Source organism: Pseudomonas sp. MIS38, from assembly GCF_019891575.1.
In the GTDB taxonomy this organism is placed as follows: Bacteria; Pseudomonadota; Gammaproteobacteria; order Pseudomonadales; family Pseudomonadaceae; genus Aquipseudomonas; species Aquipseudomonas putida_A.
In genome coordinates this window covers 104,725-115,914 of sequence record NZ_JAFLXF010000007.1, presented here as the reverse complement: position 1 = coordinate 115,914, position 11,190 = coordinate 104,725, and the positions used below count along the sequence as shown (strand labels likewise).

Sequence of the window (11,190 nt, the reverse complement as noted above, 5' to 3'; positions counted from 1 at the left end):
TTGATCTGGCTCAATGCCCGCTCGTGATAAAGTCGCCGTCCATCCGCCCTTTGTTTTGAGACTGCCCACGCAATGACCGATTTTCTGGACGTCGATGCCACCCTCGAAGACTGGAGCGCCCTGCGCGCCACCGCCGACTTCAACGGTCTGCTGGTGGGCAATGGCGCCAGTCGCGCGGTGTGGGACGATTTCGGCTACGACTCGCTGTTCGAAAACGCGCGCACCGTGGAGGAGAAACCGCTGAGCCCGTCGGAACTGAGCGTGTTCGACGCGATGCAGACGCGCAGCTTCGAGCAGGTGCTCGGTGCGCTGAAAACCACCAGCCGGGTCAACAAGGCCCTGGCCGTCAGTTCGGCCGCACCGCGCAATCGCTACTACGCGATCAAGGAAGCGCTGATCAACACCGTACACGCCGTGCACATTCCCTGGCGCCTGGTGCAGGCCCCGACGCTGGCCACGCTCAATGAAGAACTGGCGCGGTATCGCACGGTGTTCACCACCAATTACGACCTGCTCAACTATTGGGCGATCCAGCACCGCAGCGAGGCGCTCGACGATCTGTTCAACGGCCCCGACGCCAGTTTCGATCTGAGCGCAAGCGCCAGCGCCAAACCGCGTCTGCTGTACCTGCACGGCGGTCTGCACCTGGTGCGCAATCAGGACGGCACCGCGCGCAAACTGACTTCGACCGAGGGCACCCTGCTCGGCAGTTTCGCGATCAACAACACAATCAAGACCCTCGACGACGTGCCGCTGTTCGTCAACGAAGGGCCGAGCGCAGACAAGCTCAAGACCATTCGCAGCTCGGATTATCTGTCGTTCTGCTATGAGCAGTTATTGGGCCACGCGCAGAACCTGTGCATCTTCGGTCATGCACTGGGCGAGCAGGATGCTCACATCGTCAGGGCGCTGCGCCTGGCGAAACCGGCGAGCGTGGCCATCTCGATCTATCCGCGCAGTGCGGCGTTCATTCAGCATCAGAAACGCCATTACGCCAAGGTGTTCGAGGGCACCGGGATTGCGTTGCGGTTTTTTGATGCGAAGACGCATGCGTTGGGGAGTCCGAAGCTTTCGGTTCCCGTCGAGATTTGATGTAAGCAGTACTGATGCCTTCGCGAGCAAGCCCGCTCCCACCTTGGAATGCATTCCAAATGTGGGAGCGGGCTTGCTCGCGAAGCTTTTTCTGGCGGCTCATTCTTCCGAGCTGTGCACCACCACCAGCAACTGCGCCTGCACCTCGCCCACCGATCTGATCCGGTGCGGCTTCTGCGCATTGAAGTGCAGCGCATCGCCACGCTCCAGCAGCACCCGTTCATTCATGAAATCCACTTCCACCTGCCCTTCGTGGACGAACAGAAACTCTTCGCCCAAATGCTCCTTGAAGGTCTTGTCGGTGAATTCGCGCGGCGGGTAGATGATGAATGGCAGCAGGTTGCGCTCGCTGACCTGATGCGCCAGCACCGCATACCCCGGGCTCTGATCGTTGGCCGCCAGTGACTGGCGTTCGTGGCTGCGTACCAGGCTATAGCTGTCGAGGCTGACGTTGTCTTCGGAGAACAATTCCTCGACCTTCACGTTCAGTGCCTTCGCCAGTTTCAGCGCGGCCGCAATCGACGGGGTGTTCAGCCCGCGCTCGACCTTCGACAGATAACTCTTGGTCATGCCGGATTTTTCGGCCAGTGCCTCAAGTGTCACGCCAAGTTTTTTTCTCAACAATTTCAAACGGATAGACATGCGCAGCAGTTATTCCATCAAGGAAACGACGATTGATGCTTGCCTATGACACTTTGTGTCATATAGGCTCTTTAGTGTCATTTGCAATCACCCAAAGGACACCGACATGGCCAAGACATTAGCACTACCCAAAGCGCAACTGGTCAAGCAAGCGCTGACCCAGATGCAAAACACCCTGGCGGATAATACGTGGACTGACCGGCAAAAGCTGGCGCTGACCTGCCGGATCCTGTTCGAGAGCGGTCACGACTCCGGTCTGGCCGGACAAATCACCGCTCGCGGCCCACAACCGGGGACCTATTACACTCAACAACTGGGCCTGGGTTTCGATGAAATCACCGCGAGCAATCTGCTGCTGGTCAACGAAGATCTGGAAGTGCTCGAAGGCCACGGCATGGCCAACCCGGCCAACCGTTTCCACAGCTGGGTCTATCGCGCCCGGCCGGACGTGAACTGCATCATCCACACGCACCCGACGCACATTGCCGCGCTGTCGATGCTGGAGGTGCCGCTGCAGATTTCCCACATGGATCTGTGCCCGCTGTACGACGACTGCGCGTTTCTCGAAGGCTGGCCGGGCGTGCCGGTGGGTAACGAAGAGGGCGAACTGATTGCCGGTGCACTGGGCGACAAGCGCGCGATTCTACTGTCGCACCACGGCCAACTGTCGACCGGCAGCACGATCGAAGAAGCGTGTGTCATCGCCCAACTGATCGAGCGCGCCGCCAAACTGCAGCTGCTGGCGATGGCCGCCGGCACGATCAAACCGATCATTCCGGCGCTGGGGCGCGAGGCCCATGACTGGGTGTCGAAACCCAAGCGCCACGCCGCCGCTTTCAACTACTACGCCCGGCAGAACCTGCGCCAACACGCCGATTGCCTGAACTGATTTCAGCCTTTCCCGGAGACTCATCATGTCCAACATTCACGGCATCATCGGCTACACCATCACCCCGTTCGGCACCCACGGCGAAGGCCTCGATCTGCCGGCCCTCGGCCAATCGATCGATCGTCTGATCGACAGCGGCGTCCATGCCATCGCCCCGCTCGGCAGCACCGGCGAAGGCGCTTACCTCAGCGACGCCGAGTGGGATCAGGTCGCCGAATTCAGCATCAAACACGTGGGCAAACGGGTGCCGACCATCGTCAGCGTCTCCGATCTGACCACCGCCAAAGCCGTGCGCCGCGCACGCTTCGCTGAAGCCCACGGCGCTGACGTGGTGATGGTGCTGCCAGCGTCGTACTGGAAGCTGACTGAAGCGGAAATCCTCGCGCACTACCGCGCCATCGGCGACAGCATCGGCGTGCCGATCATGCTATACAACAACCCGGCCACCAGCGGCACCGACATGTCGGTCGAGCTGATTCTGCGCATCGTCAATGGCGTGGAAAACGTGACCATGGTCAAGGAGAGCACCGGCGACATTCAGCGCATGCACAAGCTGCAATTACTCGGTGAAGGTCAGGTGCCGTTCTACAACGGCTGCAATCCGCTGGCACTGGAAGCGTTTGCCGCCGGGGCGAAGGGTTGGTGCACCGCCGCGCCGAACCTGATCCCGCAACTGAATCTGGATCTGTATGCGGCTGCGCTGGCCGGTGATCTGGTTCGGGCACGTGAGTTGTTCTACCGCCAGTTGCCGCTGCTGGACTTCATTCTCAAAGGCGGTTTGCCAGCGACGATCAAGGCCGGACTGCGCGAGACGGGGCTGGAGGTTGGTGATCCGCGCTTGCCAGTGTTCCCGTTGAGTGACACCGGCAGACATCACCTCAAAGCGCTGCTCGACGTTTTGCGCTGATGAAAAAAATCCCGCCCGGAACACTCCGGGCGGGATTTTTCCTGCCTGTCGGTCAAAGACTGGCGGCGTGCTTCATCGCTTCGCGGTGGAAGGGCTGATCCTTCAGGACCTGCGCAATGAACGTGTCAGTGATCAAGCGCACATGTTCGAACTGCCCGCCCGAGGCGTTAAAGGCGCCCCGCCAGGATTCAGTGTGATTGTGCACGGCATAGACACCCAGTATCTCCTTGCCATGGCTGAGACTGAACACCACTGTGCTGTCGAAGCTCACCGGTACCGGCACCAGGAACAGCGTGAAGGCACTCAGGAACAACTGAGGCTGAAGCGCGCCGACATCGCTGTTGGCGACTACCAGAACGTTGTAGCCATCCTCGCTTCGACCGGCGCGAACTTCGTCGAAAGTGCCGCGCCGACGCAGTTCGTCTCGCAACATCCAGCTCGGCAGACCGAGTACATTGACGTTGATCGCCGGCAGTTGCTGGCTGTAGTCGACGTCGGGGGCCTTGAGGCTGTGGGTCGCCTGACAACCACCCAGCAACATGAGCAATCCCAGAAACAGAAGCTTGAGGCGCATTAGAGTTTTCCTGACAACATGGCTTTATAGACAGAGGCGCTGGGGCCGTTTTCTTCGCGAATGAACGGCGTGGCGGTGTCCAGATTCGGCATGTCCAGACGCTGCAATCCTGGTACTTGCGGGTATTTGGCACGAACCAGCGCCGCATCACGTTCAAGATGATCGCTGTGCAGGAACAGGCATGACAGCTGAAGACCGATCAGGCACCCGGCGCGAAAATCGCCGATGTAATAAGCCTTGCCCGCCTCGAGTTGCATGCCGATGGTGAAGTCTTCACGGCTCCACGTCACCGACTGCCCATGATCGAAACGCACGTTGTAGATCTCGTAACGACCGGGTTTGAGCGGCATCACAAACAACGTGCCGATGCCGTGATCGGTCTCGCGTACATCTCGCTCGGTTCGGGCGTAAAACTCGTTGTGCAGGCGTGCAGTGGCGAAATCATCGCTTCCACGCTTACGGATCATCAGCATTTGTTCCTTGGCTGAAAACCTCGTCTTGGGCCAGATGCCGACCACACCTACCACATAAGCCACGCCGGAATCGGCGGTTGGCTTGAGTTCATCGTCAATGTGGGTGGGTGACATGCTGTAGCAACCGCTCAGGCCGAGCAGCGCCGTCAGAACAGCGAAAAAGCGAATCATCAAAGGAAAAACTCTCGCGTAAACATTGAAAAACACACGAAAGAGTATTGAACGCCGCCCCTTCCATGGATTGGTCGCGAAGGATAAGCGATGTAGTGGCACATAGCCAGAATTCAGTCGCCATTGTTTTGGCGACTGAGTCGTGGAGTTATTTCAAAGCACCGGCAACGTCTTGTCCTTGATCACTTTGCTCGGCCCGTTGGCCTTGACGCTGGCGATGCCTTTGGCGCACGCGGCGTCCGTGGAGTACGACTCGCTGCTGCCGATGATCTGATGGTTGGCGGCCTTGAGGTTGAAGTATGGGTGGCCATCCTTCGTCGATTTCTTCTCGTAGCGTTCATCCAGCGGGCTATTGGTCTGCACCGAAGCAATGCCGCTGTCGGCAGCCGCGCGGGTGGTGTAGAGCTCGCTGGTGAGAATGGTTTCAGCGTTGGCGGCCTTCAGCACAAACCTGAACTGGCCGTTGCTGCTTTTGCTCACTTCGTACCATCCGGACATGCTCGTTTCTCCTTGGCGTTTGAGAGGTTTCGCGCCAGTGAGTTAAGACCAGCCCAAGATTTCTGTCGCCTGTAATGGCCTCTTCGCGAGCAAGCTCGCTCCCACAGGGTTCGTCAGCGACCACAAAATTTGTGAGCACCAGAGAAACCTGTGGGAGCGGGCTTGCTCGCGAAGGGGGCGACTCGCAATCAGCTATTTCACCCCCGCCCGCACCACCGACAACTGCGGCTCCGTCACCCGCCGCTGACTCAGATAGCGCGTACAACTCACCCGCAGGAACGAAGCAAAATTCACCACCTCCCCACGATAATCCATCACTTCTTCATACAGCTTGGCGATCAGTTGATTGGTGGTCATGCCATCGACTTCGGCGATTTCGCTGAGGATGTCCCAGAACTGGTTTTCCAGGCGCAGCGTCGTCACCACGCCGCAGATGCGCAACGAACGCGAGCGGGATTCGTAGAGAATCGGGTCGGCCTTGACGTAGAGCTCGCACATCGGCGGATCCTCGTTACAGGGTGATCTTGGTGCCGAGCAGGCCGAGGAAACCGGCCAGCCAGTTCGGATGCGCAGGCCACGCTGGCGCAGTCGCCAGATTGCCTTGAACGTGGCCGTCGGTCACCGGGATATCGATGAACGTGCCACCGGCCAGGCGTACTTCCGGCGCACAGGCCGGATAGGCGCTGCATTCGCGACCTTCCAGAACACCCGCCGCCGCGAGCAACTGCGCGCCGTGGCACACAGCGGCAATCGGTTTGCCAGCCTTGTCGAAGGCGCGCACCAGCTCCAGAACTTTTTCGTTCAGGCGCAGATATTCCGGCGCTCGTCCGCCGGGGATCAGCAGCGCGTCGTAATCGGCCTCGGCGACCTTGGCGAAATCAAAGTTGAGGGCAAACAGGTGACCCGGTTTCTCGCTGTAAGTCTGGTCGCCTTCGAAGTCATGGATCGCAGTGCGCACGGTCTTGCCCGCAGCCTTGTCCGGGCACACGGCGTGCACGGTGTGACCGACCATCTGCAGGGCCTGGAACGGCACCATCACTTCGTAGTCTTCGACGTAATCGCCGACCAGCATCAGGATTTTTTTCGCGGCCATGGGGAGGACTCCTCTGGGAATGGGCTTGCAGGAGTATTCAAAGTAGACCTTATCCGTTGGGGCGGGTAACAACCGGCTACTACGCCTCCCCGCCTTTGTGGCGAGGGAGCTTGCTCCCGCTCGACTGCGCAGCAGGCGCAAAACCTGTTTGCACAGTTTTCATGAAAAAAGCGGGGGCCGCTTCGCAGCCCAGCGGGAGCAAGCTCCCTCGCCACAGGGGATCCAACTGTATGGATAACTCTGTGCCTGGCTGTACCAGCCCGAGCGCCCCGGTTTATGGCTTGATTAAGGCAATCCCCTGCCACCTTCTATTCTGGTTCCCCATCATGTCCTCGCGCGAAAACACCGGCATGGCCCTCGGCCTGCTCGGGGTTGTGATTTTCAGCCTGACCCTGCCCTTCACCCGGATCGTGGTGCAGGAACTGCATCCGCTGCTCAACGGCCTCGGCCGCGCGCTGTTCGCGGCGATTCCCGCGGCAGCGTTGTTGTTATGGCGACGCGAGAAGTGGCCGAGCTGGCAGCAGATCAAAGGCCTGAGCCTGGTGATCGCCGGGGTGATTCTCGGCTTCCCGGTGCTGTCGGCGTGGGCCATGCAGACCTTGCCGGCGTCCCACGGCGCGCTGGTCAACGGTTTGCAGCCGCTGTGCGTGGCGCTGTATGCGGCGTGGCTGTCCCATGAACGCCCATCGAAAGCCTTCTGGGCCTGCGCCGCACTGGGCAGTGCGCTGGTGCTCGGCTACGCGCTGTACACCGGAGCCGGGAGCATTCAGGCCGGTGACTTGTTGATGCTCGGCGCGATTGCCGTCGGCGGTCTGGGCTATGCCGAAGGTGGCCGGTTGGCCAAGGAAATGGGCGGCTGGCAGGTAATCTGCTGGGCGCTGGTGCTGTCGACGCCGCTGCTGATCGGGCCAGTCTTGTATCTGGCGCTGCAGCATCACGGTGCAGTGTCAGCCAAGGCCTGGTGGGCCTTCGGCTACGTGGCACTGTTCTCACAGTTTCTCGGCTTCTTCGCCTGGTACGCCGGGCTGGCGATGGGCGGGATCGCGCGGGTCAGTCAGATCCAGTTGCTGCAGATCTTTTTCACCATCGCGTTTTCGGCGCTGTTCTTTGGTGAACATGTCGAGCCGATTACCTGGGTGTTTGCCTGCGGGGTGATCGCGACGGTGATGCTCGGGCGCAAGACCGCAGTAAAATCAAATGTGGGAGCGAGCTTGCTCGCGAAGGGGCCGTAACAGTCGACATCATCGTTGACTGTCAGTCCGCTTTCGCGAGCAAGCCCGCTCCCACAGGATCAGAGGTAGCCATCCGAACGCAGCAGCGTTTCCAGACAGTGCTCGCTGATGTTGTAGAAATCCTTGAGCTCCTGAATCTTCACCAGCAACTGAGCCGGGTCGACCGGCTCGGCGCGTTTCACCGCGAGAATCATCTTGTTCTTGTTGGTGTGTTCCAGCGAGATGAATTCGAACACTTTGGTCTCGTAACCGCAGGCTTCGAGGAACAATGCACGCAGGCTGTCGGTGACCATTTCCGCCTGTTGGCCCAGGTGCAGACCGTATTGCAGCATCGGCTTGAGCAGCGCCGGGCTCTGGATCTGCAGGCGGATCTGTTTGTGGCAGCACGGCGAGCACATGATGATCGACGCGCCCGAGCGGATGCCGGTGTGGATCGCGTAGTCGGTGGCGATGTCGCAGGCATGCAGGGCGATCATCACGTCCAGTTCGCTCGGCGCCACGCTGCGCACGTCACCGCACTTGAACACCAGGCCCGGGTGTTCCAACTTGGCCGCGGCGGCGTTGCACAGGTTAACCATCTCTTCGCGCAGCTCGACGCCGGTGACTTCGCCTTCGGCCTTGAGCGTGTTGCGCAGGTAATCGTGGATGGCGAACGTCAGGTAACCCTTGCCCGAGCCGAAGTCCGCCACCCGCACCGGTTTGTCCAGCGCCAGCGGTGACGAGGTCAGCGCGTGGCTGAAGACTTCGATGAACTTGTTGATCTGCTTCCACTTGCGCGACATCGCCGGGATCAGCTCATGCTGCGCGTTGGTCACGCCCAGATCCTTGAGGAACGGTCGGCTCAAGTCCAGAAAACGGTTTTTCTCACGGTTGTGCTCGGCGGACGGCGCTTCACGCAATTGCTGAGGTTTGCTCTTGAACAGTGAACTCTTGCCCTTTTTGCTGTATTCGAGCTGGGCTTCGTCGGTCACGGTCAGCAGATGCGCATTCTTGAACGCGGCCGGCAACAGCTCGGCAATCACCGCCACGCCTTCGCTCAGCGGCAGATTCTTGGTGATGTCGCGGGTCTTGTAGCGATAGACAAACGACAGGTGTGGCTGCGCCTTGACCGTCACCGCTTTGATGATGATCCGCTGCAGATCCGCCTCTTCACCCACGTACTTGGCCAGCACCAGTTTGATGAAGCCGTTGTGTTCGAGGCTGGTTTGCAGCAGCTCGATGAACTGGGCGTGATGATCGGGCGCGGGTTTGGCAGACGGCGCGGATGGGGCGGTAACGGACATGAACAAGCGGCCTCGGGCGGGGCGAAACGGGAATGGCGAGTATTTTAGGGGGGATGGGGGTTGGGGACACGTTCTTATTTACCCAACGGCTTTAAAAGCGCCCTCACCCTAACCCTCTCCCGGAGGGAGATGGGACTGATTGGGGGATATTGAAGAGGTTCACCGACTTGAAAGAGTGCCTTTGAATCCATAATCGACTCGGTTTCTCAGGCCGATGTCGAGCGCAAGACATCTAGGTCGGCGCCCTCTCCCTCCGGGAGAGGGCTGGGGTGAGGGGCTTCTAGGCCAGCACCACCAACCGATTGGGTAATTCATTCCTCACCTGCGTCACCGGCACGTGCACCTTGAGCAGTTCCCCACAGGCCTCGATGCAGGTGACAAAGCCCTCGAGCGTGCGCCCCTGCCGCACCTGCTCGGTGAACGCGGCGACAATCGCGTCCCAGCTTTTGTTGTCCAGCCGCCGGGAAATCCCCTCGTCCACCAGAATCTCCACGTAGCGCTCGGCCTCGCAGACAAAGATCAGCATCCCGGTGCTGCCGACGGTGTGGTGCAGGTTCTGTTCGAGGAACTGCCGCCGCGCCAGGTTCGATGCGCGCCAGTGGCGCACGCGGCGCGGGATCAGATGGGTGGTGATCTTCGGCAGGCGAAACAGCAGGCACAGGACGATGAACAGCCCCCATTGCACCAGCAACAGGCTGTGCATGGTCAGCCAGCCAGTCAGGTAATGGACGATGCCCGGCACCAGCAGCGCCAGCAGGCTGGCCCACAGCAACGGGATGTACGCGTAGTCATCGGCGCGGGCCGCCAGCACGGTGACCAGTTCGGCGTCGGTGTCGCGCTCGACCCGGGCAATCGCCTCGGCGACTTTGCGTTGTTCGTGTTCAGTCAGTAATGCCATGTCGAAAAGTGCCTGATCATTATTGTTGTGTGTTCACCAGCCGCCGGACGAACCGCCGCCGCCGAAACTGCCCCCGCCGCCGGAGCCGCCACGGCCGGCGGGAAGGATACCGAGCATCTGGCAGACAAACACGGTCAGGATGAACAACACCACCAGAAAAACGAACAACAGCGGATGGCGCGAGACAAAATCGCTCTGCGGATCGCCGCTCGACTCGTACACCGTCGATGGTTCGTCCAGAGGATTGCCGCCGAGCACCACCAGCATCGCCGCCACGCCGTCGCTGATGCCCTTGCTGAAATTGCCGGCCTTGAACGCCGGGGTGATCACTTGATGAATGATCACCGAACTCTGCGCATCGGTCAGCCGATCCTCCAGACCGTAACCGACTTCGATGCGCAGTTTGCGCTCGTCCCGGGCGACGATCAGCAGCGCGCCGTTGTTCTTGTCTTTCTGGCCGATGCCCCAGTGCCGGCCCAGTTGTACGCCGTAATCCTCGATGGTGGTGCCCTGCAGATCAGGCACCGTGACCACCACCAGTTGCTCGCCGGTAGCTTGCTCGTGAGCCTGCAATTGCTGGCTCAACTGGGCGCGCACCGACGGCTCGAGCATCTGCGCCTCGTCCACCACCCGCCCGCTCAGCGCCGGGAACGTCAACTCGGCCCGGGCGCTGACGGCGAACAGCCAGAGCATCAGCACCAGGCCTATCTTCAACACACGCATGGGCAACCTCGAATCAGAACTTCACTTCCGGGGCCTTTTCCGCACCGGGGGTGGTGGCCTCGAAGGTTTCGCGAATCGGCAGGTCGCTGTACATCACGCTGTGCCAGAGGCGCCCGGGAAACGTGCGGATCTCGGTGTTGTACTTCTGCACCGCCAGAATGAAATCGCGCCGCGCCACGGCAATCCGGTTTTCCGTGCCTTCGAGCTGCGATTGCAGGGCAAGGAAGTTCTGGTTGGCCTTCAGGTCCGGATAACGCTCGGAGACCACCATCAAACGGCTGAGCGCGCCACTCAACTGATCCTGAGCCTGCTGGAACTGCTTGAGTTTTTCCGGATTGTCGAGGGTGCTGGCATCGACCTGGATCGACGTCGCCTTGGCCCGCGCCTCGACCACTGCAGTCAGGGTTGCTTCTTCATGCTTGGCATAGCCTCTGACGGTTTCCACCAGATTGGGAATCAGGTCGGCACGACGCTGGTACTGGTTCTGGACCTGACCCCAGGCCGCCTTGGCCTGTTCATCGAGGGTCGGGATATTGTTGATGCCGCACGCGGTCAACAACGTGGCAAGCACCAGCAGCGTGGCGACCTGCAGACGCGAGCGGTAGGTTGGACTGACATTCATCAAAGTGATGCTCCCTGGCATATTTCATAAAAAACCGACCGTGAAACCTTCTGCATCAGCGGTTGGGGCATAATCGGCCGCGCCACTGGATTG

Annotated in this window: 14 protein-coding genes; 4 read left to right on the top strand and 10 right to left on the bottom strand. The window is 60.2% G+C overall.

Going from position 1 to position 11,190, the window contains the following annotated elements; genetic code table 11:
* Nucleotides 1-72: 72 nt before the first annotated feature.
* Nucleotides 73-1,092: a DUF4917 family protein gene (locus J1G18_RS10660; RefSeq protein WP_223007625.1), complete on the top strand. Its 1,020-nt coding sequence runs from the start codon at nucleotides 73-75 to the stop codon at nucleotides 1,090-1,092.
* A gap of 99 nt (nucleotides 1,093-1,191) precedes the next feature.
* Here the strand turns inward: J1G18_RS10660 and J1G18_RS10655 are convergent, their stop codons facing one another.
* Nucleotides 1,192-1,734, bottom strand: coding sequence for a helix-turn-helix domain-containing protein (locus J1G18_RS10655; RefSeq protein WP_027614428.1), 543 nt, complete (start codon nucleotides 1,732-1,734; stop codon nucleotides 1,192-1,194).
* A 106-nt stretch (nucleotides 1,735-1,840) separates the two neighbouring features.
* Here J1G18_RS10655 and J1G18_RS10650 point away from each other — a divergent pair, with 106 nt between their 5' ends.
* A complete protein-coding gene (locus J1G18_RS10650) occupies nucleotides 1,841-2,623 on the top strand; it encodes an aldolase (RefSeq protein ID WP_135295124.1) in 783 nt (260 codons plus the stop codon).
* Between the two features lie 22 nt (nucleotides 2,624-2,645).
* A complete protein-coding gene (locus J1G18_RS10645; RefSeq protein ID WP_223007656.1) occupies nucleotides 2,646-3,530 on the top strand; it encodes a dihydrodipicolinate synthase family protein in 885 nt (294 codons plus the stop codon).
* A 52-nt stretch (nucleotides 3,531-3,582) separates the two neighbouring features.
* Here the strand turns inward: J1G18_RS10645 and J1G18_RS10640 are convergent, their stop codons facing one another.
* The 5 genes from J1G18_RS10640 to J1G18_RS10620 form a co-directional block, all read right to left on the bottom strand.
* Nucleotides 3,583-4,104, bottom strand: a complete 522-nt coding sequence (locus tag J1G18_RS10640) for a hypothetical protein (protein WP_098967625.1) — start codon at nucleotides 4,102-4,104, stop codon at nucleotides 3,583-3,585.
* Nucleotides 4,104-4,748, bottom strand: coding sequence for a hypothetical protein (locus tag J1G18_RS10635; RefSeq protein ID WP_098967624.1), 645 nt, complete (start codon nucleotides 4,746-4,748; stop codon nucleotides 4,104-4,106). The genes J1G18_RS10640 and J1G18_RS10635 overlap by 1 nt, the downstream gene beginning before the upstream one ends.
* A gap of 153 nt (nucleotides 4,749-4,901) precedes the next feature.
* A complete protein-coding gene (locus tag J1G18_RS10630) occupies nucleotides 4,902-5,246 on the bottom strand; it encodes a YegP family protein (protein WP_098967622.1) in 345 nt (114 codons plus the stop codon).
* Between the two features lie 192 nt (nucleotides 5,247-5,438).
* Complete coding sequence (locus J1G18_RS10625; protein WP_098967621.1) at nucleotides 5,439-5,744, bottom strand: ribbon-helix-helix domain-containing protein; 306 nt, start codon at nucleotides 5,742-5,744, stop codon at nucleotides 5,439-5,441.
* A gap of 13 nt (nucleotides 5,745-5,757) precedes the next feature.
* Nucleotides 5,758-6,339 carry a DJ-1/PfpI family protein gene (locus tag J1G18_RS10620; RefSeq protein ID WP_095138502.1) on the bottom strand — a complete coding sequence of 194 codons (582 nt, stop codon included), beginning with the start codon at nucleotides 6,337-6,339 and terminating at the stop codon, nucleotides 5,758-5,760.
* Nucleotides 6,340-6,665: 326 nt separating this feature from the next.
* On the opposite strand from J1G18_RS10620, the gene J1G18_RS10615 reads away from it, so the two are divergent.
* A complete protein-coding gene (locus J1G18_RS10615; RefSeq protein ID WP_210557925.1) occupies nucleotides 6,666-7,571 on the top strand; it encodes a DMT family transporter in 906 nt (301 codons plus the stop codon).
* Nucleotides 7,572-7,630: 59 nt separating this feature from the next.
* On the opposite strand, the gene J1G18_RS10610 is transcribed toward J1G18_RS10615, so the two are convergent.
* The 4 genes from J1G18_RS10610 to J1G18_RS10595 all read right to left on the bottom strand — a co-directional run bounded on the left by J1G18_RS10610 (nucleotide 7,631) and on the right by J1G18_RS10595 (nucleotide 11,097).
* Entirely contained in the window at nucleotides 7,631-8,854 is a 1,224-nt protein-coding gene (locus J1G18_RS10610; protein WP_139055283.1) for a class I SAM-dependent methyltransferase, read from the bottom strand.
* A 280-nt stretch (nucleotides 8,855-9,134) separates the two neighbouring features.
* The gene (locus J1G18_RS10605; RefSeq protein ID WP_095138499.1) at nucleotides 9,135-9,752 is read right to left on the bottom strand and encodes a TPM domain-containing protein; all 618 of its coding nucleotides are present in this window, start codon (nucleotides 9,750-9,752) and stop codon (nucleotides 9,135-9,137) included.
* 33 nt (nucleotides 9,753-9,785) lie between these two features.
* Nucleotides 9,786-10,475 carry a TPM domain-containing protein gene (locus J1G18_RS10600; protein ID WP_223007624.1) on the bottom strand — a complete coding sequence of 230 codons (690 nt, stop codon included), beginning with the start codon at nucleotides 10,473-10,475 and terminating at the stop codon, nucleotides 9,786-9,788.
* Nucleotides 10,476-10,488: 13 nt separating this feature from the next.
* Nucleotides 10,489-11,097, bottom strand: coding sequence for a LemA family protein (locus J1G18_RS10595; protein WP_007963199.1), 609 nt, complete (start codon nucleotides 11,095-11,097; stop codon nucleotides 10,489-10,491).
* Nucleotides 11,098-11,190: the final 93 nt, after the last annotated feature.